Genomic DNA, 24,211 nt, shown 5'->3' with positions numbered 1-24,211 from the left:
GGGCTGCCCGCACCGGCGGCCCGCCCGGCGCCCCACCGTGCCGCGGCCACTCGGCCCGCGGCCGATCCGACCCCGTACCACCTGACAAGGAGAGACCGATGAGAGTGCTGCTACTGGGTGCCAGCGGGTACCTGGGGCGGTTCATCGCCGACCGGCTGCTGGCCGACCCGGCGGTCCACCTGACCGCCCTCGGGCGGGGCGACGACGCCGACGTCCGGTTCGACCTGGCCACCGGCAGCCCCGGCGCGCTGACCCGTTTCCTGGATGCCGTCCACCCGTCTGTCGTCGTCAACTGCGCCGGCGCGATCCGCGGCACGGCGCGCGAGCTGACCCGCCACAACACCGTCGCCGCCGCCACTGTCTGCGAGGCGATGCGCCGCAGCCGCTGCGGCGCGCGACTGGTGCACGTCGGCTGCGCCGCCGAGTACGGTCCCTCGCAGCCCGGCTCGACCACGGCCGAGGACGCGCAGCCCAGGCCCGGCGGCCCGTACGGCGTCAGCAAGCTGGCGGCGAGCGAGCTGGTCCTGGGCTCGGGGCTGGACGCCATCGTGCTGCGGGTGTTCTCGCCCACCGGCCCGGGCACACCGGCCGGCTCGCCCCTGGGACGGCTGGCGGACTCGCTGCGGCGGGCGCTCCAGCACGGCGACAACGAGCTGAAGCTGAGCGGGCTGGCGGTGCAGCGGGACTTCGTGGACGTCCGCGACGTCTCCCGGGCGGTGCACGCCGCGACGCTCTCCGCCGCGCAGGGCGTGGTCAACATCGGCTCCGGCCAGGCGGTGCGGCTGCGGGACGCCGCCGTGGCGTTGGCGCGGATCTCCGGCTACACCGGCGCGCTCCACGAGCTGGACGGTCCGCCGCCCGGCCACGTCCCCTCCCCCCGCGCGGGGGACCACCCGCAGCAGCCGCAGCACGTGCCGTACCCCGACGGCTGCGGCATCTGGCAGCAGGCCGACGTCCGCACCGCCCGCGACCGGCTCGGCTGGCGGTCCCGCATCGCGCTGGAGGAGTCGCTGGCGGACATCTGGATGGAGGCCGCATGCCGGATGTGACGCTGCCCCGCGTCACCGGGACGGTCGTCACGCCACCGGTGGCGGCCCGGCCGCCGACCGGTGCCGGCCTGGTGGCTCCCGGCTTCGCGCACCCCATGGTGGCGCCGCTGGAGTGGGCGGAGCTCGCCCGCTCCGACGTCCCGGTCCGGTGGGCGGTGCTGGACGTGGCGGCCGGGCCGGGGCTGCGCCCCGACCGGTTCGCCGCGTCGGCGTGCGCCGCGCTGCGGGTCAGGGGCCGGACGGTTCTCGGCAGGCTGGCGCTGCGCGGGGGCACCCGCCGGCCTGCCGAGGTACTGACCGACGCCGAGCGGCACCTCGCCTGGTACCGGGTCGAGGGGTTCCACCTCGTGGACGTCCCGTCCACGCCGGAGGGGCTCGACGGCGTCCGGCGGATCACGCGGGCGCTGCGCGGCCTGTGTCCCGGGGCGCGGATCGTGCTGGACCACGGCCGGTACCCCTACGAGGGGTACGCGGAGCCGGCGGACCAGCTGGTGGCGTTCCGCGGCCGGTGGCGGGAGTACCGCTGGTCCCAGGTGCCGGAGTGGACGGCCCGGTATCCGGCGGAGCGGTTCTGCCACCTGGTCTGCGAGGTGCCGGCGACCCGGCTGGGCGAGGCGCTGCGCATCGCCCGGTGGCAGGGCGCGGCGACCTGCTACCTCACGGACCGCAGCGCGCGGCACGGCGGCGATCCGTGGGCGTCGCTGCCCGGCTTCTGGGACGAACTTGTCTCATGCGTCGGGACGACGGTCTCGGAATGAGATCGGCCGTGGCAGTGTTGGGGACAGTGTTCATGGCGCGTCGACGTCCGTGACGTGGCGGGCGGGCCGTGCCGCGCGGGGGAGATCCCGGGCGGCACGGGCCGTCCGCGTCCCGACCGCCGTCCACCCCGACCAACGGAGATCCCGTGTCGCTGCCCCCCCTGGTCGAGCCGGCCGCCGAGCTCACCGTCGACGAGGTCCGCAGGTACTCCCGCCACCTGATCATCCCGGACGTGGGGATGGAGGGTCAGAAGCGGCTGAAGAACGCGCGTGTGCTCTGTGTGGGCGCCGGCGGCCTCGGCTCGCCCGCCCTGATGTACCTGGCCGCCGCCGGTGTCGGCACGCTCGGCATCGTCGAGTTCGACGAGGTGGACGAGTCCAACCTCCAGCGCCAGATCATTCACAGCCAGTCCGACATCGGGCGGCCCAAGGCGGTCTCCGCCAAGGAGACGGTGCAGGGCATCAACCCGCTGACGCGGGTGAACATCCACGAGGAGCGGCTGGACTCCTCGAACGTGATGGAGCTGTTCGCCGAGTACGACCTCATCGTCGACGGGACCGACAACTTCGCCACCCGCTACCTGGTGAACGACGCCTGTGTGCTGCTGGGGAAGCCGTACGTCTGGGGCTCCATCTACCGGTTCGACGGCCAGGCGTCGGTCTTCTGGGCCGAGCACGGCCCCTGCTACCGCTGCCTGTACCCCGAGCCCCCGCCGCCGGGCATGGTGCCCTCCTGCGCCGAGGGCGGCGTGCTGGGTGTGCTCTGCGCCTCCATCGGCTCGATCCAGGTCAACGAGGCGATCAAGCTGCTCGCCGGCATCGGCGAGCCGCTGCTCGGGCGCCTGATGATCTACGACGCCCTGGAGATGACCTACCGGCAGGTGAAGGTCCGCAAGGACCCCGACTGCGCGGTCTGCGGCGAGAACCCCACCGTCACCGAGCTGATCGACTACGAGGCGTTCTGCGGTGTCGTCTCCGACGAGGCGCAGGCCGCGGCGGCCGACTCCACGATCACGCCCCGTCAGCTCAAGGAGTGGATGGACGACGGCGAGAAGATCGACGTCATCGACGTCCGGGAGCCGAACGAGTACGAGATCGTCTCCATCCCGGGCGCCCGGCTCGTCCCCAAGAACGAGTTCCTGATGGGCACCGCCCTGCAGGACCTGCCGCAGGACCGCCGGATCGTGCTGCACTGCAAGACGGGTGTGCGGTCGGCCGAGGTCCTCGCGGTGCTGAAGAACGCGGGCTTCGGCGACGCCGTCCACGTCGGCGGCGGCGTCATCGGCTGGGTCAACCAGATCGAACCGGGGAAGCCGGTCTACTGACGGCCGGTCCGCCGCCCGGCGGAGTCCGACAGGGCCCACGGCGTTTCGAGCAGGTGCGGACGGCGTGGGCTTCTGCCGTCACGGGCCGGCGTCGGCTGTCCCGGTCGGCGCGTCGCCCCTGTCGCCCCTGTCGCCCCGCCACCTCGTCGCCGCGTCACGCCGGGGGGACGGGCGCGAGGGGCAGCTCCTCCCGGTGGAGCCAGGTGAACGTGCGGTCCGGTTCGAGGTGCGCCTCTCCCCAGTGGATCGCGTGGACGCCGCCGTTGACGTCGGCCGTGAAGAACACGCAGACGAGCTTCGTCGCCGCCCCCAGTTCCTCGAACGCCTCCCGGTCCCCCAGGTACTGCTCGGTCGCCACGTCGTCGATCTCGAAGAGGCCGGCCGGCGGCTGCGGCCCGTGGGCCCGGAAGAGGCGGCGGCGCGTGGGGGAGGCGTTGGCCGGCAGCCGGGCCCGGTCCAGGGGCTTCGGGCCGGCGGCGTACCGGAGCGGGAAGAGCGCGTGATCGTTGATCACCGCGTACTCGTAGCCGCGCACGTCCCGCACGGGCTGATCCAGCTCCCGGGCCAGCTCCGCGAGGTTCTCGCGGACCGCTCCGACGAGGGTGACGCCGTAGGGGCTCCGCTTCTTCAACCCGGCCGCACGGTGGGCCGCGCGAGCCTTGGCATGCGCCTCGGCAACCCGTTCCGGAACAGCTTCCACGACCCTGCCGGCACGCCGCCCGAACCGCGCGACCGCCCAGGCCGAAGGACCCGCCGCCTCGCCACCCGACATGGACACCCCCCCCCGTGCGACCACCCGTCCCCTCCTGTGTGCCATGCACGCAGGAGGGGAGACAAGGTGGCGATTCGGCCAGGGTGTCCGGTCTGCGCCGCCGCCACGGCTGATCACGGCCGGCGACCGTCTCGCGGATGAGCGCCCCGACCTGCTGCCCAGTGCTCCTCGGGGGCGGGTGGGGACGGGGCCGGCCGATGGCGCGGTCCCGGGAGCCGGGGTCGTTCCGAGGGACGGACGACCCGTCCGCCCCTCGGGATCGCGGCTCTGCGGCCGGGCGCCGAGCCGACCGCGCCGCTGCGGCGGTCAGCCGCAGACGAGGCCGTTCTGCGGGACCATCCCCGAGAGCAGGTACTCCTCGACGGCGTCGTCGATGCACGCGTCCTGGCCGTACGCGCCGTGCCCCTCGCCGTCGAAGGTGAGGAGGACGCCGACGCCCTCACCCAGCTCGCGCTGCATCCGCTCGGCGCCCTCGTACGGCGTGGCCGGGTCGCCCGTGGTGCCGATGAGCAGGATCTCGGGGGCGCCCTCCGCCGCGACCTCCGGCGTCTGCGCCTCCCCGTCGACCGGCCAGCCCGCGCACCCGGCCAGCGACCACAGCAGGTAGGGCCCGAACACCGGTGAGGCCTCCTCGAACGCGGCGCGGTTCTCCTCGATGGCCTCCGGGTCGCGCTGCCCGGTGCTGTCCGCGCAGGTGATGGCGGCCTGCGCGTCGCGCTGGTTGCTGTAGCGGCCGTCCTCGTCCCTGCCCAGGTAGCTGTCGGCGAGCAGCAGGAGTACCTGACCGTCGCCCTCGAACGCCTGCATCAGTCCGACGGTCAGATACTCCCAGTACTCCTGGTCGTAGAGGGTGGCGACGATGCCGAGCAGCGCCAGCTGCTCGGTCAGCAACCGGTCGCCGCCGGTCTCCAGCGGCTCCTCGGCCAGCTCCGCCAGGAGGTCCGCCAGCAGGGCGCTTCCCTCCGCGCCGCCGCGACCGGTGGGGCAGTCCTCGCCGTAGGTGTCGACGCAGTCGGCCATGAAGTTCTCCAGCGCCAGCTGGAAGCCGCGGACCTGGCCGAGGCTGCTCTCCACGAAGTCGGCGGAGGGGTCGACCACCGCGTCCAGGACGGCGCGCCCCACCTGCTCGGGGAAGAGGTTGGCGTAGACGCCGCCGAGTTCGGTGCCGTAGGAGATACCGAAGTAGTGGAGGCGGCTGTCGCCGAGGACGTGGCGCATCAGGTCCATGTCGCGGGCGGTGTTGGCGGTGGTGAGGTGCGGCAGCACGTCGCCGGCGGCAGCCTCGCAGGCGGCGACGTACTCCGCGGCGAGGTCGGCGTAGCGCTCCGCCTCCGCCTCGGTGCGGGGGAGCGCGCCGTTCTCCTGCTCCTGCCGGTCGATCTCCTCGCTGTCCAGGCACTGCACCCCGGCACTCTCGCCCACGCCGCGCGGGTCGAAGCTGACCAGGTCGTACCCCTCGCGCAGCGTCTCGTACTGCTCGCCCAGCAGCGGGAGGGTGAACACCCCGGAGCCACCCGGGCCGCCGAAGTTGTAGATGAGGGAGCCCTGGCGGGCGTCGCCCTCGGCGGTGCTGGTGGCGCGGATCAGCGCGATGCCGATCGTCTCGCCGTCCGGCTCCTGGTAGTCCAGCGGCACGGTCAGCGTCGCGCACTGCCAGGGGGTGCCGTCGTCGAGCTCGCCCGGCGCCTCGCCCCCGCCCTGAGCGGCGGTCGGGGCCTCGCAGGGGTCCCAGCTGAGCCGCTGCTGCGAGATGGCGTCCGGGACACCCGGGTAGGCGCGGGCCGCCGGCGTCGACTCCTCACTGGGCCGGCTCTCCTCGTCCTCCCCGCGCTGCTCCGAACCGCCGCTGCCGCCGGAGCAGGCCGAGAGCAGCATGACGCCGCTGAGCAGCGCGGCGCCGACCGTGAGGGCGCGGTGGCGCCCGCCGTGTGAAGTGGGATGACCCATCGTGCTCTCCCCCGGCCCGCGGGCCGTGCGCTCGTGTCGTGTGCGTCGGTGGATGGGCGCGCGGGCTCGCGCGCGGGAACGTCTGCGGAGGGCGGGTGTCAGCTGCACACCGTGCCGTCCGCCGGGGTGGTGCCGGTCAGCAGGTGGGCGTCGACCGCGGCCGTGACGCACGGGTTGCCGGAGGTGTAGGCGCCGTGGCCCTCGCCGTCGAGCGTCAGCAGCGCGGCGGTGCCCGCGCCGAGCGCCTCCCGCATCCGCTCCGCGCCGTGGTACGGCGTCGCCGGGTCCCCGGTGACGGCCACCAGCAGGATGGTGCGCGCGGCCCCGTCGACGGCGACCGCCGGCTGGTCCCGCTCCGAGACGACGGGCCAGCCCGCGCAGCCGAGCAGGTCCCACACCAGGAACCTGCCGAGGACCGGTGACGCCTCCTCGAACGCCGCCCGCTGCTCCCGCACCGTGTCGAGGCCGGGGCGGGAGGCGAAGTCGGCGCAGTTCACCGCCACGTTCGCGTCGTGCAGGTTGCGGTAACCCCCCTGCGGCCCGCGGCCGTTGTACCGGTCCGCGGCAGCCAGCAGCAGCTCGCCGCGGTCCTCGGTGGCCACCTCGCGCAGCGCACGGGTCAGCCGCGGCCAGGCGCCCTCGGAGTAGAGGGACCCCATGACGCCGGTGACGGCGAGGTTCTGCGTGAGGAGCCGCCCGTCCGCCGCGGGCAGCGGCCGGTGCGCGAGCGAGTCGAACAGCGTGTCGAGGAAACGGTGCGCCTGGTCCAGGTCCTCGCCGGCCGGGCAGTCGCCCGCGGCGAGGCAGTCGGTGAGGTAGGCGTCCAGCGCCTGCTGGAACCCGGCGGTCTGCCCCAGCGCCCGCCCGACCACGTCGACGCTCGGGTCCACCACGGAGTCCAGGACCACCCGCCCCACCCGGTCGGGGAAGAGCGCCGCGTGCACCGCGCCGAGCTTGGTGCCGTAGGAGGCCCCGTAGTAGTGCAGTCGGGGCTCGCCCAGCACCTCTCGGAGTACGTCGAGGTCCCGGGCCGTGTTGGCGGTGGTGAGGTGCGGCAGCAGGTCGCCGGCCCGCTCCGCGCAGCGCTCGGCGAAGGCGAGCCGCCCGTCGAGGTACGCCGTCCCGCCGGCTGTCCCGTCGCCCGGCCCGGCCGCGGCGTCGGGGCGGGAGATCCCCGCCAGCAGGGCGTCGCGCTCCTCCCCGGCGAAGCAGACCACGCCCTCGCTGTCACCGACGCCCCGCGGGTCCATGCTCACCAGGTCGAACGCGCCCGCGAGCGAGGTGAACCGCTGCTCCATGCGGGGGAGCGTCGCCACCCCGGAGCCGCCGGGGCCGCCGAAGTTCAGCACCAGCGAACCGACGCGGTTCTCGCCCCGCGCCCGGGCACGGACCAGGGCGAGGTCCAGGGTGCGGCCGCCGGGGTCGGCGTAGTCGACCGGGACGGTCAGGTCGGCGCACTGCCAGCGGTCGCCGGGGGCGGCGCCGCCGCCCTGGGCCTCGGTGGGGGCCGGGCAGGCGCGCCACTGCGGGCGCTGGTCGAGCAGGTCGGCGGGGAGCGGGGGCAGCGGCGCGGCGCTCTCGTCCTCGCCCGGGAGGGGGGCGGCCTCGCCGGCGACACTGGGGGAGGGCAATCCCGCTATCTCGGGGTCGTCGTCACCGCTGTCGTCTCCCGGGGACGAGCAGGCGGTCAGGACGCACACCACGGCGGTCACGGCGGCTGCCGCGCGCAGCGCGGCCCCCCGCCCGACGGTGCTCCGCGCGCTCATGGCCCCCCAAGGTCGCCCCGCCGGGCGGTCGTCTCCGCCGCCCGGTGCCGTCGTCTCCGGCGCCGGCCGCGCTCCACCCCGGGCGACACCACCGTCAGGCTATCCGACGCCCCGGGCGGCGCGCGGGGCCGGTCAGCCGCAGGTGAGCCCGGACTCCGGCACCATGCCGTCGAGCAGGTACTCGTCGACGGCGCGCTTCACGCAGCGGTCGCCGGAGGTGTAGGCGCCGTGGCCCTCGCCCTCGTAGGTCACCTCCACCGCGACCCCCTCGCCCAGCGCCTCCCGCATCCGCGCCGTGCCCTCGTAGGGGGTGGCGGGGTCGCCGGTGGTGCCGACCAGCAGGATCTCGGCCGAGCCCTCGGCCGACACGTCGGGGTGGGGATCGGCGCCCGTCACGGGCCAGTCGGTGCAGCCGAGCAGCGCCCACGCCATGCCGCTGCCGAAGACCGGCGACGCCTCCTCGAAGGCGTCGAGCCGGGCGCGGACGTCGTCGGCGGTGTACCGGGAACTGGAGTCGGCGCACCGGATCGCGGTGAGCGAGGACTGCAGCGTCGAGTAGGTGCCGTCGCTGGAGCGGCCGTTCATGGCGTCGCCGAGGAAGAGCAGCACCGAGCCGTCGGGGTCGGTCTCGTCGGTCGCGTCCGAGATGCCCTGCGAGAGGTAGGGCCAGAAGTCCTGCGAGTACAGCGCCTGGGCCATGCCGGACCAGGCCAGCGACCGGGTCAGCGGCCGCTCGGGGTCGCGCGTCGGCATCGGCTCCTCCGCGAGGCCGTCGAGCAGCTCCGCCAGCTGCTGCTCGGCCTCCTCGGGTGAGCCGGTGAGCGGGCAGTCGTCCTCGGAGAGGCAGTCCTCCAGGTAGGCACGCAGCGCCAGTTGGAAGCCCCGCGCCTGGCCGAGGGCGCTCTGCTCGTCGTCCTGCGTCGGGTCGACCACCGCGTCGAAGACGGCGCGGCCGACCCGCTCGGGGAAGAGGTGGGCGTAGACGCCGCCGAGCTGCGTGCCGTAGGAGACGCCGACGTAGTGGAGCCGGCTGTCGCCGAGGACGTGCCGCATCAGGTCCATGTCCCGGGCGGTGTCGGCGGTGGTCAGGTGCGGCAGCAGATCGCCCGCGCCGTCCTCGCAGGCCCCGGCGAAGTCGGCCTGCCGGGCCAGGAGTTCCTCCACCCCGGCGGCGGTGTCCGGCGCGGTGTCGGCGGCGAAGTAGGCATCGAGCTCAGTGTCGTCGAGGCACACCACGCCCTCGCTGTCACCCACGCCGCGGGGGTCGAAGCTGACCAGGTCGTACCGCTTGTGGAGCGAGGCGTAGTCGTCGGAGAAGGCGGGCAGCGTCACGACGCCGGAGCCCCCGGGGCCGCCGAAGTTGAACAGCAGCGACCCGATGCGGTCGCCCTCGTCCCCGCCGGCCCGGGCGCGGATCATCGCCACCGCCAGGGTGTCGCCGTCGGGGTCGTCGTAGTCACGGGGCACGGTCAGCGCGGCGCACTCCCACTCGGTGCCGTCCCGCAGCTTCTCGGGGGCGGGCTGGTCGTCGCCCTGCCGCGCGTCGGGCTGGGGGCAGCCGGACCAGTCCGGTTCCTGGTCGGTGAACTTCGAGGGCAGCTCCGCGGTGTCCACCGGACCCCGTGCCGGGCCGGCGCCCGTGACCGCCCCGTCGGGCGCGGTGCCGCCGGAGCATCCGGCGAGCAGGACCACGGCGGCCGTCAGCGCCACCGCCCCGCGACGGCGGACGGGCGGTGCACCAGGTTCCACGGGCGACATCCGGTCACTCCCCTTCGCGACGACTGGGACGGGACCACCCCAGCACCGCGCGCCGTCGACCGCGACCGCTGCTCGCCGTCCGGGTGAGGGGCCGCCCCACCGTACGGGTGACCGCGTCGCGCGGCTCAGCCGCGTCGCGCGAAGGCGCCGAGCCAGCGGCCCCGCAGCCCGACGAGGACCGCGCCGGCGACGGCGAGCAGCAGCAGCGAGACGGCGGTCGCTCCCTCCGGGTCCTCCTGCATCAACAGGTACACCTGGAGCGGCAGGGTCTGGGTGACGCCCGGGAGGTTGCCGGCGAAGGTCAGGGTCGCGCCGAACTCGCCCAGCGCACGTGCCCAGGTCAGCGCGGCGCCCGCGAGGAGGGAGGGCAGCACCATCGGCAGGGTGACGTACCACAGCGTCTGGAGCGTCCCGGCCCCCATGGTGGCCGCCGCCTCCTCGTACCGGACGTCGAGGCCGGTCAGCGCGCCCTCCAGGGTGACCACCAGGAACGGCATGGAGATGAAGGTCGCGGCGACCACCGCCCCGGCGGTGGTGAAGGGCAGGGTCACCCCCAGCATCCGCAGCTCCTCCCCGACCAGCCCCGCCCGGCCGAACCCCTGGAGGAGCGCCACCCCCGCCACGGTCGGCGGCAGCACCATCGGCAGCAGCACCAGCGACCGCAGCAGCGCCTTGCCGCGGAGCGCGCCCCGGGCCAGGACCCAGGCCAGCGGGACGCCGAGCAGCAGCGACAGCACCAGCGCCCACCCCGACACCAGCAGCGACAGTCCCAGCGCCTGCGAGATCCGGGGGCTCGCCAGCCGCTCGCCGAGCTCTCCCCACGGTGCCCGCGTCACGATCGCGGCGAGCGGGACCGCCAGCAGCAGCACGGCCGCGGCGGCGGGTACCAGCAGGATGGGCGGCGTGCCCCGGACGGCCCGGGGCACGGTCGCGGACCGCCGCCCCCGCGGGCGGCGGCTGCGGAGCGGGCCGGGGGTCCCCTCCGTCGGCGGACGGTCGGTCACGGGACGCGGAACCCGGCCGCGGTGAACAGCTCCGCCGCCGCGGGGGAGCGCAGCCAGGCGACGAGGTCGGCTGCCGCCTCCGGGTGCGGCGCCTCGGTGAGCGGCGCCGCGGGGTACTCGACCACGACGTTCCGCTCGGCGGGGAGCGGCACGGCCGTCACCCGGTCGCCGACCGACGCGGCGTCGGTGGCGTAGACGATGCCCGCGTCGGCCTCGCCCAGCGCGACCTTGGAGAGGACGGAGCGCACGGTGGTCTCCAGGGAGGCCGGCGCGACATCGACCCCCGCGTCCGCGAGGACCTGCTCGCCGTACCGGCCCACCGGGACCTCGGGCGCGGCGAGGACCACCGTCAGGTCGTCACGGGCCAGGTCGGCCAGGCCGGTCACCCCCTCGGGGTTCCCCGGGGCGGTGACCAGGGTCAGTTCGTTGGTGGCGACCACCACCGGGTCGCCGGTCCGGTCGGCGACGCCCGCCATCGTGGCGGTGTCCGCGGTGACCAGCACGTCCGCGGGCAGCCCCTCCCGCACCTGTGCGGCCAGCTCCTGCGAACCGGCGAAGGAGAGCCGCAGCTCGACGCCGTCGTGCTCGGACGCGTACCGGGGCGCCGCCTCCTCCAGCACGTCGGTCAGGGACGCGGCGGCCAGCACGGTCACCTCGACGGGTGCGCCGCCCCCGGCCGCGTCGGCACCGGCGTCGGCACCGGCGTCGCCCCCGCCGCCGCAGGCGGCCAGCGGCACGGCCAGGAGGGCGGCGCAGAGCGCGGTCGGGAGCCGGCGGCGGGAGCGCGGCGCGCGGGCGGTCACGGGAGGTCCCGCCGGTCGATGTGGACGCTGGTCGCCTTGACGCGGGCGACGGCCTCGACGCCGACGGCCAGCCCGAGCTCCTCGACGGCCTCGCGGGTCAGCAGCGATACCAGCCGGTGCGGGCCCGCCTGCACCTCCACCTGCGCGGCAACGTCCCCGAGCGTCACCGCGGTGACGATGCCGGGGAAGGCGTTGCGTGCGCTGGTGTACGGCTCGGCACCGTCCTCCTCGCCCGGGTCGGAGGCGAGGAGGACCGCGAACGCCGCCAGGTCCACGCCGTCGATCAACCGCTTGCCGGCCGGGTCCCGCGTGGTCGGCAGCCGCCCGGCGTCCGCCCAGCGCCGGACCGTGTCCGGGCTGACGCCGAGCAGCCGTGCCGCCCGGCCGATCGTGTAGGAGCGCATGTGCGGGATCGTAGGCCGCGCAGCCTAGCGCGTGCAAGGCACAGCCCGGTCATCGGCTGGCAACTGCGGTCTGCTTGTCGTGCCGCGGGGTGTCCGGGGGCGCCGCGGCGCAGCCGACGACGGCCCCGGCGGCAGGTGCCGCCGGGGCCGTCGGACCGGAACGCGGGAGCTCATGGCCCGCGGCGGCTCACAGCGCCTCCTCGCGGGTCAGCGCCGTGAACGCCAGCCACCCCGGCAGCACCGGCAACCAGAAGGTCACCAACCGGAACAGCAGCACCGCGGCACCCGCCGTCGCCGGGCTGAGCCCGAACGCCGTCAACCCCGCGATCAGCGTGAACTCCACCGCGCCGATACCGCCCGGGGTCGGCGCCGCCGAGCCCAGCGCGTTGCCCGCGAGGAAGACCACCGCCACCGTTGCGAAGCTCAGATCGCCGCCGAACGCCTGCACCGACGCGCTCAGGCACAGCACGAACGACAGCGTCATCAGCACCATGCCGCCGATACCGTTGAGCAGCTTCCGGGGCTGCTGCACCACGTCCAGCATCCGCGGCACCACCCCGGCGAACAGCACGGACACCCGCTCGTGGATCGCCTTCCGCAGCGCCGGGACCGCCGTCACGATCAGCGCCAGCACCGCCAGGGTGAGCACCACGGCGATCATCGTCGGCGAGGTCGGCACCGACGGGGTGTGCTGGCTGCCCGTGATGTAGCCGAAGACGAGCAGCATCGCCACGGCCGACCCCAGCGAGAACAACTGGTTGGCGCCGACGCTGGCCACCGCGTGGCCCGGTCTGATCCCGGCGCGCTGCAGGTACCGGGTGTTGAGCGCCACACCGCCGATCGCCGCGGGGGCCACCAGCTTCACGAACGACCCGGCCAACTGCACCAGCACCGTCCGCAGGTACGGCACCCGCTCCGGCACGAACCCGAGCAGGCTCATCGCCGCCGCGAAGTACGTCAGCGAGGCGAACACCAGCGCCACCAGCGCCCAGCCCCAGCTCGCCTGGTCCAGGATCTGCGCGAAGTCGATGTGCACCAACTGCGTGACCAGGAAGTAGGCGGCGAACACCGCCGCGATCACCATCACCAGCGTCCGCGGCCGCACCCGTTCCAGCCGCGCCGGCTCCACCGGGGCCTGCGGCCGGCTCTGCAGCACCTGGCTGCGGATCTCCGACAGCAGGTCCGGCTCCTTCGCGTTGGCGAGGGCCTCCTCCATCACCTGCTTCTCGGCCTGCTTCGCCGCCCGCACCTGCTTGCGGTCCGCGCCCTCGGGCAACGACCCGCCCGCCTCCCGGTAGTTCCGGGACGCCTCCAGCACCACCTGCCGCTCGCGCTGCGCCCGCTCCCGACCCAGCTGCCGGAGCACCTGGCGGGTCCCGCGGCTCAGCGCGATCGGCTGGAGCAGCGGCAGCGAGTCGGCGACCGAGTCCGGTCCCAGCACCGCGGAGGCCGCGCTCACCGCTCGACGCGCGCCCACCCGCAGCCCGAACGTCGTCAGCAGCTGCGCCACGTCCATGCGCAGCAACAGCTCACCCGCGGCGATCTCACCGCCCCGCAGGTCCGTCAGGTAGACGGCGCCCGCCTGGTCCACCAGCAGCGACCGGCCCACCAGCCGCCGGTGCGCGATCCGTCGCGACTGGAGCGCACGCAGCTGCCGCCACGCCGACTCCATCAGCTCGTCGGTGATCTCGTCGTCGGGGACCGCGTCCAGGTCCCGGCCGGGGGTGTGCTCGTAGATGAGCATCACCGCGTCCGGGCCCAGCTCCGCCGTGGCGATCAGCCGCGGCGCGTTGGCACCCGCCGCTATGGCCGCGTAGGCCAGCAGCGCCTCCTGCTCCAGCGCCTGCCGCAACGAGGGCAGTGAGCGCTGCTGGTGGATGCCGCGCAGCGTCAGCCGCCGCCAGACCCGGTAGAAGAACCCCCGGGCCTGCTGCTCGCGGTCCACCACCGTCACGTCCAGCGGCGGGCCGGACTCCAGCGTCACCAGGTAGCGGCGGCTGACCTCGCCGCGCTCGCTGCGGCGGTCCTCCGCCCGCAGCGCCGTCACCGGCAGGAACCCCACGTGGCGCAGTCCGGCCAGCAGCTGCTGCCCGGTGGGCCGCACGTTGGGCTGCCCCACCGCGTAGAGCGTCCCGTAGGCCACCGTCCAGCCGATCAGCACCGTCACCAGGATCGAGAACGGGGTGGTGTACCCGGCGACCAGCACCGACACCGCGTCCAGGATCAGCACCGCCCACATCAGCACCCGCCACCGCGGGCGGTGCGCCATGCCGACGGCCGTCATGTACGCGATCACCGGCGCCAGGTAGGCGTGGACCGCGTCGGTGGTGCCCATCCCGGCCGGCGAACGGGTCGTCAGCGCGTCCTGCAGCTCCAGCGGCGCGAACCGCGCCACCCACAGGCTGAACGACAGCGACACGCCGTGCGCCAGCACCGCCGCCAGGACGCCGTCCGCGATCCGCAGCCCGTCCCGGCGGATCAGCCGCTCGACGGCGAACGCCACCGGCACGATCAGCACGGCGATCGCCGAGATCATGCCGGCGAACTCGATCAGCAGCGGCGGCGCCGAACCCGCGGCGTCCCCGATGTCCGTCTCCAGGCCCTTGGTGGTGCCGATCGCGAACGTCGCGATCGCCAGCACCACGGCGATGCCCAGCAAGCCGAGCAGGACCCGCACCAGATCCGAGGGGCGGTGGACCCGCGCCGCGAGAATCGGCTCGTCCACCTCCAACTGCTCGCTGCCCGTCGGCTCCCGGGCAGCGCCGGAGGCGGAGTGAGCGCCCCGCTCAGCCCGCTGTTCGTGTGGTCGTGCCGACTCTTCGCCCCGTATCACCTGTCACCGCCGCGACGATACTGGCATGAGTGCCCGTATCCCGGGGCCGAACCCCCGCAACGGTCAGTCTCGCCTACGGCACCATGGACCGCATGGAGCGCCCCGCTGACCACGCACTGACCGACTACGCCGACCGGGTGCTCACCTGGGCCGAGGCCGTGCCGCCCGGGCGTGTCCTCACCTACGGCGACATCGCCGGACTCATCGGGCAGGGCGGCCCCCGCCAGGTGGGCCGCGTCATGGCGACCTACGGCGGCGCCGTGCCCTGGTGGCGCGTGGTGCGCGCCGACGGCCTGCCGCTGCCCGGCCAGGAACGCCGCGCCCTGGAGCACTACCGGGCCGAGTCCACACCGCTGCGCGACCTCGTCCCCGGCAGCCCCACCCGCGTCGACATGCGGCGCGCCCGCTGGCAGCCCGACCCGGACCACCTCGCCGGGCCCGCCGACGCACCCGACTGACCGCGCCCGCGCGCACAGCGACGGCCCGCGCCGACCGCCGCCCCCGGGAACCCGTGCACCACGCCTCACATCGACCAGCTTCCGTCATCCACCCCGGGGGCCACCACCCGGACACCGGCGGCCCCGGCCGCCGCACCGCACGCGCGGCGGTACGGCTCGCGTACCGTCTCCAGCACAGCCCTGTCGTCCACCCCCGCGTCCAGGGGACGCCCCGAGAACCTGCGATGCACGTGAGCCTCTCCGTTCCAGCACCCGAACCGCCCGCAGCCCGGACCGACGGGCACCCCGTGCCCGTCGACCCCGGCGCCTACCGTCTCGTGCGCACCCCGCCCGAGACCACGGGCCTCCCCGCCATGGACGCAGCGCAGCGCGCGGTGGTTGAGCACCCGGGCGGACCGCTGCTGGTGCTCGCCGGCCCCGGCACGGGCAAGACCACCACCCTCGTCGAGGCGGTCGCGGCCCGCGTCGCCCGGGGCACGCCCCCCGAACGCATCCTGGTCCTCACCTTCAGCCGCCGCGCCGCGACCGAACTCCGCGACCGGATGTCCGCCCGGCTCCACGGCAGCGCCCCGCTCGCGGCGACGTTCCACTCCTACGCCTACGGCCTGGTCCGCGCCCACCAGGACCGGGAGCTCTTCGCCGAACCGCTGCGGCTGCTCTCCGGCCCTGAACAGGACCTCTACCTGCGGGAGCTGCTCCAGGGACAGCTCGCCCTGGAACCGGCCGGCCGCGCGGTGCGCTGGCCCGGCGACCTCCGCGCCTGCCTCACCACCCGCGGCTTCGCCGACGAACTGCGCGCCGTCCTCGCCCGCAGCCGCGAACTCGGCCTCCCCCCGCACCGGCTCGCGGACTTCGCCGAACGCGACGGTCGCCCCGACTGGCGGGCCGCCGCCCACTTCCTCGCCGAGTACCTCGACGTCACCGAGGCCCAGGGCGTGCTGGACTACGCCGAACTCGTCCACCGCGCCGCCCGGGTCGTCGAACGGGCCCGCGCGGGCCGCCCCCGCCCCGGCGCCCACCCCGAACCGCCCCACACCGCCTTCGACGCCGTCTTCGTCGACGAGTACCAGGACACCGATCCCGCACAGCTGCGGCTGCTCGCCGCCCTCGCCTCCGGCGGCCGGGACCTCACCGTCTTCGGCGACCCCGACCAGTCGATCTACGCCTTCCGCGGCGCGGACGTCGGCGGCATCCTGGAGTTCCCCGAGACCTTCCCCACCGCGACGGGCGCGCCCGCCCCGGTCGCGGTGCTCCGCACCGGGCGGCGCAGCGGCGCAGGGCTGCTCGCCGCCACGCGGGAGATCACCCGCCGGATGACGCTCAACCGGCTGCCGGCCGAGAAGGTCCGCGCCCACCGGGAGCTCGCCGCCGAGCGGCCCGGCGGCACCGTTCGCGTGCTGACCTTCCCCACCCCAGGCGCCGAGCTCGATAACATCGCCGATCTGCTGCGCCGCGCCCATCTGGAGGACGGCCTCGCCTGGCGGGACATGGCCGTGCTGGTCCGGGCCGGCGGCCGCTCGCTGCCCGGCATGCGCCGCGCCCTGACGGCGGCCGGCGTCCCGCTCGACGTCGACGGCGACGACCTGCCGCTGCGCCACGAGCCGGCCGTGGCACCGCTGCTGGCCGCGCTCCGTGCCGTGGCCGACCCGCGCACCCTCACCACCGAGACCGCGCTGTCGCTGCTGACCTCGCCGCTGGGCGGCCTGGACGCCGCGGACCTCCGCCGGCTCGGCCGGGCGCTGCGCGCCGAGGAGCGCGCCGCCGGCGTCGACCCGCCGCCCCCCTCCGACACCCTCATCGCCCGTGCCCTCGCGGAGCCGGCCCGCCTGGTCGCCCACGACCCGGCCCACGCGGGCGGCGCCCTGCGGCTGGGCCGGCTGCTGGCACGCACCGGGGAGGTGCTGGCCGCCGGCTCGACCCCGGAGGAGGCCCTGTGGGAGCTGTGGGAGGGCACCAGCTGGCCGCAGCGCCTGGAGCGCGCCGCGCGCCGCGGCGGCGCGGCCGGCCGCAACGCCGACCGGGATCTCGACGCGGTCTGCGCCCTGTTCGACGCGGCGGCCAGGGCCGAGGAGCGCACCGGGGGCCGCGGCGCCCTCAACCTGCTGGCCGAGCTGGAGGCGTACGACATCGCGGGGGACACCCTGGCCGCCGGGGCGACCCGGCCCGACGCGGTGCGGCTGATGACCGCCCACCGCGCCAAGGGCATGGAGTGGCCGCTGGTCGTCGTCGCCGGGGTGCAGGAGGGCCTGTGGCCCGACCTCCGGCGGCGCGGCTCGCTGCTGGAGGCCGACCGCATCGGCTCCGACGGCATCGCCGAACCCCTCAGCCCCGGCGCGCTGCTGGCGGAGGAGCGCCGGTTGTTCTACGTGGCGGCGACCCGGGCGCGCGAACGCCTCGTGGTCACCGCGGTCCGGGCCGGGGACGACGGTGACCAGCCCTCGCGGTTCCTGCGGGAACTCGGCGTGGAACCCGAGGACGTCAGCAGCCGGCCGCGCCGTCCGCTCTCCGTCGCCGCCCTCGTCGCCGAGCTGCGGGCCACCACCGTCGACCCGGACGCCCCCGACGCGCTGCGGCACGCCGCCGCCCGCCGGCTCGCCCGGCTCGCCGCGCTCCGCGACGGCGACGGGGTGGCGCTGGTGCCGGCCGCCCACCCGCAGCGGTGGTGGGGGCTGCGGGAGGAGACCGTCGCCCCCACTCCGGTGCGCAACCCCGAGCGGCCCGTCGCGCTGTCCGGCAGCGCGCTCGACCAACTGGTCAACACCTGCTCCCTCCAGTGGTTCCTGGGGCGCGAGGTCTCCGCCGACGCCCCGGCCACCGCCGCCCAGGGGTTCGGCAACGTGGTGCACGTCCTCGCCGACGAGGTCGCGTCCGGTTCGACCCCCGCAGACCTCTCCGTGCTGCTGGAGCGCCTGGACGGCGTCTGGGACGCGCTCGCCTTCGAGGCACCGTGGCACTCCCGGCAGGAACGCGAGGAGGCCCGCACCGCCCTGGAGCGGTTCCTCGCCTGGCACGCGGCGCAGGACGCGCAGGGCCGCCGCACCGAGGGCAGCGAGCGCGAGTTCGACGTCACCCTGCGCGCCGGTGGGAGCAGCGTCCGGATCAGGGGGGTCGTCGACCGGGTGGAGCGCGACGCCGAGGGGCGCGCCTACGTCGTGGACTTCAAGACCGGCACCACGCCGCTCAGCAAGGGCGACGCGGAGCTGAACCCGCAACTGGCCGTCTACCAGCTGGCGCTCCGCCGCACCGGTTCGCCCGACGACAGCGCCGACCGGCTCGGCGGCGGCGAACTCGTCTACCTCCGCAAGGGCGCGCCGAAGAAGGAGGGCGGTGACGCCATGCCGCTGCTCCGGCCGCAGACCTCGCTGGACGGCGCCGTCGAGGAGCGGCCGGCGGGGAGCGGGCCCGACGGCGGCGCACCACTGGTGGGGGACTGGATCGGCGGACTGCTGGCCGAGGCGGCCGGCCGCGTGCTGGACGAGCGGTTCACCCCCTCGCCGGGCCAGCACTGCGGCACCTGCGGCTTCCGGTCCTCCTGCTCGGGCCGCCCGGAGGGGCGCGGCGTACTGGAGTGACCGGCGCCCGGCCGTGCGGGTCCGCGGCCCGGCTGCGGGAACCGACCGGCGGTCACCGGCGTCCCTGAGCAGGGGCGGAGCACGCGGGAGCCGGTCGAACCGGCTCCCGCACCGCCCCTGCCCGCCGGGCGCGCCGCGCCCGGCACGGGGGCCGGCCCCACGCGCGACGCGATCCGAGGCGTCGCGCGCGGCGGATCGGGCAGGAGGACGGAGATCCGTACCGTCCCCAGCGAGACCACATGCGAGGAGCACCCGACGTGACACCGAAGAAGAGCGTCCTGACGGCAGCAATGGTGGGCGCTTTCGTCCTCGGCGCCACGGCCTGTGGCAGCGGTTCCGGGCACTTCGACGGCAAGGCGCCGGAGGAGATCGCCGAGGAGGCGCGCGACGCGATGGCGACCCTGGAGTCGGTCACCATCTCCAGCGACCTGGAGAGCCAGGGCCAGGAGATCGCCATGCAGGCCAGCATCGCGGCCGACGGCTCCTGCGAGGGCAGCGTCACCGCCGAGGCGATGGAGGCGGAGTTCGTCAGCATCGACGGCACCGAGTACCTCAAGGCCGACGAGGAGTTCTGGCAGGGCGAGGGCCTGGAGGCCTCCGACGTCGGCGGCAAGTGGGTCCAGGTCCCCGAGGGTGAGATGAGCCTCACCGGGCAGTTCTGCGACCTGGAGCAGATCCTCGGCGAGATGTCGGAGAGCGAGATCGAGCCCGACGACTGGGAGTCCGTCGACGGCGAGACCATCGACGGCACCGAGACCGTCGGCATCCGCAACACCCAGAACCAGGATGCCGGCACCACCGACCTCTTCGTCGCCGACTCCGAGGACGCCTACGTGCTGCGCTCCGTCCGCACCGGCGACATCGAAGGCACCGTGGAGTTCTCCGACTTCAACGCCGACTTCGACATCTCCGCCCCGGCCGACGCGGTCGACCTGACCGAGCTCGGCTGACCCGCCGCCGCGCGCACGCGCCCGGCACCGCGCAGGCTCCGGCCTGCCGCGGTGCCGGGCGCGTCGGCGTTCGGCCCGTTCCCCACGCGTGCCCCCGGCCCCTTCCGGACGCCGCGGCCTTCGCGGACGCCGCGGGGGCCCGGCGGCACCCGCCACGGGTGCGGCGGGTGCCGCGGTGTCCGAGCGCCGTACTAGCCTCGGGGACCGTGCCCGACCGCCTCCGCCACCCCGACGAGCTGAAGTCCCTGCTCGGCATCCCCTTCACCGACGAGCAGATCCACGCGATCACCGCCCCGGCCGCGCCGCAGGTCATCGTCGCCGGCGCCGGCTCCGGCAAGACCACGGTGATGGCCGCCCGCGTCGTCTGGCTGGTCGGCACCGGCCGGACGGCGCCCGACCGCGTCCTCGGCCTGACCTTCACCAACAAGGCCGCCGCCGAACTCTCCGAGCGGGTGCGCCGGGCGCTGCGACAGGCGGGTGTGACCGACCCCGACGGCGCCCCCGTGCCCCCGCCCCGGCCCGCCGGGGGCTCGACCGACGGCACCCCGGCTCCACCCGACGAGGACGGCACCCCGGGCGAGCCGGAGATCTCCACCTACCACGCGTTCGCCGGCCGCCTCATCGCGGAACACGGCCTGCGCATCGGTGTCGAGCCCGGCTCCCGGCTGCTCGCCGACGCCTCCCGCTTCCAGCTCGCCGCCGAGGTGCTCCGCGCCGCGCCCGCCGAGTTCGCCGCCCCCACCGGCGCCTCCAGCGGTCGGCCCCGCCGCTTCACCGCGCTCGTCGAGGACCTCATCGCCCTCGACGGCGAACTCTCCGAACACCTCGTCGACCCGGCGCGGTTGCGCGGTCACGACGAGGCGCTCGTCGCCACGCTGGACCGCCTCACCCGGCCCACGGCGGCGCTGCGCCGCGTCGCCGAGACGGCGCGCGGCCGCCGCGAACTCCTCGCGCTGGTCGAGGAGTACCGCGCCCGCAAGCGGGCCCGCGACCTCATCGACTTCGGCGACCAGATCGCCCACTCCGCGCGGCTCGCCCGCGACGTCCCCGAGGTCGGCAGGGCGCTGCGTGAACGGTACGAGGTGGTGCTGCTCGACGAGTACCAGGACACCTCGGTGGCCCAACGCATCATGCTCGCCGGTCTGTTCGGCGCCGGCGGCCACGACGCGGCGGAGCTGCGGCTGCCGGCCGGCGGCCCCGCGGGCACCGGCGCCCCCGGCAGCACCGATGCCTCCGGCGGCCCCGATGCGTCGGACGCAGAGCCGCCGCCCCGGGCGGCCTCCGGCGCCGGGCACGCGGTGACCGCGGTCGGCGACCCCTGCCAGGCCATCTACGGCTGGCGCGGCGCCTCCGTCGCCAACCTCGACGAGTTCCCCCACCACTTCCCCCGCGCCGACGGCACCCCCGCCGACCTCCACACCCTCACCGAGAACCGCCGCAGCGGCGGCCGGCTCCTGGACCTCGCCAACCGCCTCGCGGAACCGCTGCGCGCCCGCCACCCCGGCGTCGAGCCGCTGCGCCCGGCCCCCGGCGCCGACGGCGAGGGCCGCGTGCGGTGCGCCCTGTTCGCCACGCAGGCCGAGGAGTTCGCCTGGCTCGGCGACCACCTCGCGCATCTCATCCGCACCGGGACGCCCCCCGGGGAGATCGCCGTACTCTGCCGCACCGCCGGGGACTTCGCGGAGATCCAGCGGGTGCTGGTCGGGCGCGGTGTCCCGGTCGAGGTCGTCGGCCTCTCCGGTCTGCTCCATCTCCCCGAGGTCGCCGACCTGGTGGCGGTCTGCGAGGTGCTGGCCGACCCCACCGCCAACGCCTCGCTGGTGCGGCTGCTCGCCGGCCCGCGCTGGCGGATCGGCCCCCGCGACCTCGCGCTCCTCGGCCGCCGGGCGCGGATGCTGGTCCGGCGCGAGAACACGGGCGGCACCGACCGGCTGACCGGCGCGGTGCAGGGCACCGACCCCGCCGAACTCGTCTCGCTCGCCGACGCCCTCGACACGTTCACCGGCGCGGACCGCCGCGGGCGCGACGCCGAACCGCATCCGGCCCGCGACGGTGGGCGCGACGACGGCCCCGAGGACGACCTCGCGTTCTCCGCCGAGGCGCGCGTCCGCTTCGCCCATCTCGCCGCCGAACTGCGGGAGCTGCGGCGCTCCGTCAGCGACCCGCTCATGGACGTGCTGCACCGCGTGCTGGCCGTCACCGGACTGGAGGTCGAGCTCTCCGCCTCGCCGCACGCGCTGGCCGCCCGCCGCCGCGAGACACTCCGGGCCTTCCTTGACATCGCGGCCGACTACGCCGCCGGCGGCCACTCCACCGCCGTCGACCGCGACGCCGGGCTGCTGGGCTTCCTCGCCTACCTGCGGGCCGCCGCCCAGCACGACAAGGGCCTCGACGGCTCGCTGCCGGGGGCCGAGGACACCGTCAAGGTGCTCACCGCCCACAAGGCGAAGGGGCTGGAGTGGGACGTCGTCGCCGTCCCCGGCCTGTACGAGTCCGGCTTCCCGCAGACCCGCGCCCAGGACTCCTGGCTCAAGCACTCCCACACCCTGCCGTCGCCGCTGCGCGGCGACGCCCCGGTGCTGCCGACGGTCGCGGAGTGGAGCACCGCGGGCCTCGCCGACCACGACGCCCAGGCCGGCACCCACCGCGCGCTGGAGGAACTCCGCCTGGGGTACGTCGCCCTCACCCGGCCCCGCTCGCTGCTGCTGGCCTCCGGCCACCGCTGGGGACCGACCCAGAAGCGACCGCGCACGGTCTCGCCCTACCTCACCGCCGTCCGCGCCCACTGCGAGCGCTCGCCCGGCCACGGCGAGGTGGAGGAATGGGCGCCCGAGCCCGGCGAGGACGACGTCAACCCGCTGCTGGAGGCACAGGCCGCCGACACCCCCTGGCCGCTCCCGCTGGACCCCGCCGCCACCCGGCGGCGCCGCGAGGCCGCCGCGCTGGTCCACGCCGGGCTCCGGGGGCTCGGCGAGACCCCGCCCCCGCTGCCCGTGCCGCGCACCGACCCCTCCGTCTCCCCGCCCGGTTCGCCCGGCCCGTCCGCCGCCCGGGACCACCGCGAGCCGGAGACCCCTCCCGCCGTGCCGGAGAGCGAGCTGACCCCCGAGGACCGCCGGACCGCCGAGTCGTGGGACCGCGATCTCGACGCCCTCACCGGAGAGCTGCGCCGCTCCCGCGAGCGGGTGCGGGAGGTGGCGCTCCCGGCCTCGCTCTCCGCCTCCCAGTTGCAGCGGCTCGCCGCCGACCCGGAGGGGTTCGCCCGCGACCTCGCCCGCCCGATGCCGCGCCGCCCCCGCCCCGCCGCCCGCCGCGGCACGCGGTTCCACGCCTGGGTGGAGTCCCGGTTCGAGACGCTCGCCCTGCCGATGCTCGGCCCCGACGAACTGCCCGGCGGCGCGGAGGACGACCCGGAGATCCGCGACGAGCAGGACCTCGCGGAGCTGAAGGCCGCCTTCGAACGCAGCCCCTTCGCGGACCGCGCCCCCTTCCAGGTCGAGGCGCCGTTCCAGCTCCGACTGGCAGGTCGGACCGTCCGCGGCCGCATCGACGCCGTCTACCGCGAGGGCGACCGCTTCGAGATCATCGACTGGAAGACCGGCCGCGAACGCGACGCCGACCCGCTGCAGCTCGCGGTCTACCGCGTCGCCTGGGCGGAGCTGCGGGGGCTGCCGCTCTCCCGGGTCACGGCCGCCTTCTACTACGTGCGCGGCGGGGAACTGGTCCGCCCGGCGGTCCTGCCCGACCGCGCGGGGCTGGAGACGATACTGGCAGGGGAGGTGACCTGGGCGTCCAACGTCCCCGGTTAGTCTCGACGCATGCCCCGCAACCAGGACAGCGCCGTCCCCCCGATCTCCCTCACCTCAGCAGCCGGCATCGACCGCGGATCGGGGCGCCGGCAGGACGAGGCATGGCTCGGTGCGGCGTGGAGCCACCCCACCACCAGGGTCTTCGTGGTGTGCGAGGGGCAGGCGCTGATCGAGGACACCGAGGACGGCGGCGCCGAGCTGGTGATGACCCCGTCCTTCGACGCGCCCGTGACCGAGGCCCACCGCTACTTCCTGGGCACCGACGCGGCCGGCGTGCGCTACTTCGCCGTCCAGAAGGACTCGCTCCCCGGGCGGCTCGACGCGGCCGCCCGCCCGGCCGGGCTGCGCGAGGCCGCGGTACTGCTCGGCGAGCGCGACTCGGCGCTGCTGGTCCACGCGGTGGCGCTGGAGAACTGGCAGCGGATGCACCGCTTCTGCTCCCGCTGCGGCGAGCGCACGGTGATCGCCGCTGCCGGCCACATCCGGCGCTGCCCGGCCTGCGGCGCCGAGCACTACCCGCGCACCGACCCGGCCGTCATCATGCTGGTCACCGACGAGGAGGACCGGGCGCTGCTCGGGCGGCAGGTGCACTGGCCGGCGGGCCGGTTCTCCACCCTGGCCGGTTTCGTGGAGCCGGGGGAGTCCATCGAGGAGGCCGTGGTGCGGGAGGTCGCCGAGGAGGTCGGCGTCCGGGTGGGCCGGGTCGAGTACGTCGCCAGCCAGCCGTGGCCCTTCCCGTCCTCGTTGATGCTGGGGTTCCAGGCCCACGCCGAGGCCGACGGCGCCGTGATCCGTGTGGACGGCGAGGAGATCTCCGAGGCCCGCTGGTTCTCCCGTGACGACCTGCGGGCGGCGGTCGAGGCCGGGGAGGTCTCGCCGCCGACGAGCGTCTCCATCGCGGCGCGCCTGGTCGAGCAGTGGTACGGCAAGCCGCTGCCGCTGCCCCGCGGCTGACGCCGGCGCCCCGCCGGTCGCCGCCCGCCGTCCCGGCGCGTCCGCCCGC

General features: G+C 75.6%; 14 protein-coding genes and 1 pseudogene. 8 read left to right on the top strand and 7 right to left on the bottom strand.

Translation table 11 applies throughout. From position 1 onward, the window contains the following. Positions 1 to 98: 98 nt before the first annotated feature. From HCN52_RS09150 to moeZ, 3 genes are all read left to right on the top strand, one after another. Entirely contained in the window at positions 99 to 1,049 is a 951-nt protein-coding gene (locus HCN52_RS09150; RefSeq protein WP_167934806.1) for an NAD-dependent epimerase/dehydratase family protein, read from the top strand. Continuing rightward, entirely contained in the window at positions 1,037 to 1,807 is a 771-nt protein-coding gene (locus HCN52_RS09145) for a spherulation-specific family 4 protein (protein ID WP_245174995.1), read from the top strand. Before HCN52_RS09150 ends, HCN52_RS09145 begins: the two co-directional genes overlap by 13 nt. Positions 1,808 to 1,953: 146 nt before the next feature. Beyond that, complete coding sequence (gene moeZ / locus HCN52_RS09140) at positions 1,954 to 3,132, top strand: adenylyltransferase/sulfurtransferase MoeZ (RefSeq protein WP_168087885.1); 1,179 nt, start codon at positions 1,954 to 1,956, stop codon at positions 3,130 to 3,132. Positions 3,133 to 3,286: 154 nt separating this feature from the next. On the opposite strand, the gene HCN52_RS09135 is transcribed toward moeZ, so the two are convergent. The 7 genes and pseudogenes from HCN52_RS09135 to HCN52_RS09100 form a co-directional block, all read right to left on the bottom strand. Next, positions 3,287 to 3,763, bottom strand: a complete 477-nt coding sequence (locus HCN52_RS09135; RefSeq protein ID WP_245174994.1) for a hypothetical protein — start codon at positions 3,761 to 3,763, stop codon at positions 3,287 to 3,289. A 447-nt stretch (positions 3,764 to 4,210) separates the two neighbouring features. After that, on the bottom strand, positions 4,211 to 5,851 hold the full coding sequence (locus HCN52_RS09130) for an alpha/beta hydrolase (RefSeq protein ID WP_168087884.1): 1,641 nt from the start codon (positions 5,849 to 5,851) through the stop codon (positions 4,211 to 4,213). Between the two features lie 98 nt (positions 5,852 to 5,949). Next, complete coding sequence (locus HCN52_RS09125) at positions 5,950 to 7,617, bottom strand: alpha/beta hydrolase (protein ID WP_168087883.1); 1,668 nt, start codon at positions 7,615 to 7,617, stop codon at positions 5,950 to 5,952. Positions 7,618 to 7,749: 132 nt separating this feature from the next. After that, positions 7,750 to 10,301: pseudogene (locus tag HCN52_RS26380) on the bottom strand (alpha/beta hydrolase); the annotation flags it as partial. A 74-nt stretch (positions 10,302 to 10,375) separates the two neighbouring features. Beyond that, positions 10,376 to 11,182: a molybdate ABC transporter substrate-binding protein gene (modA, locus tag HCN52_RS09110; protein ID WP_168087880.1), complete on the bottom strand. Its 807-nt coding sequence runs from the start codon at positions 11,180 to 11,182 to the stop codon at positions 10,376 to 10,378. After that, complete coding sequence (locus tag HCN52_RS09105; protein WP_168087879.1) at positions 11,179 to 11,586, bottom strand: TOBE domain-containing protein; 408 nt, start codon at positions 11,584 to 11,586, stop codon at positions 11,179 to 11,181. Before HCN52_RS09105 ends, modA begins: the two co-directional genes overlap by 4 nt. 187 nt (positions 11,587 to 11,773) lie before the next feature. Further along, entirely contained in the window at positions 11,774 to 14,419 is a 2,646-nt protein-coding gene (locus HCN52_RS09100) for a lysylphosphatidylglycerol synthase transmembrane domain-containing protein (RefSeq protein WP_168087878.1), read from the bottom strand. Between the two features lie 92 nt (positions 14,420 to 14,511). On the opposite strand from HCN52_RS09100, the gene HCN52_RS09095 reads away from it, so the two are divergent. From HCN52_RS09095 to nudC, 5 genes are all read left to right on the top strand, one after another. After that, complete coding sequence (locus tag HCN52_RS09095; RefSeq protein WP_376767106.1) at positions 14,512 to 14,877, top strand: MGMT family protein; 366 nt, start codon at positions 14,512 to 14,514, stop codon at positions 14,875 to 14,877. Between the two features lie 224 nt (positions 14,878 to 15,101). After that, the gene (locus HCN52_RS09090) at positions 15,102 to 18,449 is read left to right on the top strand and encodes an ATP-dependent helicase (RefSeq protein WP_168087877.1); all 3,348 of its coding nucleotides are present in this window, start codon (positions 15,102 to 15,104) and stop codon (positions 18,447 to 18,449) included. A 257-nt stretch (positions 18,450 to 18,706) separates the two neighbouring features. Next, complete coding sequence (locus HCN52_RS09085) at positions 18,707 to 19,399, top strand: LolA-like protein (protein ID WP_168087876.1); 693 nt, start codon at positions 18,707 to 18,709, stop codon at positions 19,397 to 19,399. A 206-nt stretch (positions 19,400 to 19,605) separates the two neighbouring features. Continuing rightward, a complete protein-coding gene (locus HCN52_RS09080) occupies positions 19,606 to 23,208 on the top strand; it encodes an ATP-dependent DNA helicase (protein WP_168087875.1) in 3,603 nt (1,200 codons plus the stop codon). Between the two features lie 9 nt (positions 23,209 to 23,217). After that, complete coding sequence (gene nudC / locus HCN52_RS09075; RefSeq protein ID WP_168087874.1) at positions 23,218 to 24,162, top strand: NAD(+) diphosphatase; 945 nt, start codon at positions 23,218 to 23,220, stop codon at positions 24,160 to 24,162. The last annotated feature ends 49 nt before the right edge of the window (positions 24,163 to 24,211 follow it).

The sequence above is a fragment of the Streptomyces bohaiensis genome (assembly GCF_012033785.1).
GTDB lineage: Bacteria > Actinomycetota > Actinomycetes > Streptomycetales > Streptomycetaceae > Streptomyces > Streptomyces bohaiensis.
Note: the sequence above shows the minus strand (reverse complement) of the source record. Positions and strands in the feature narration are given on the sequence as shown.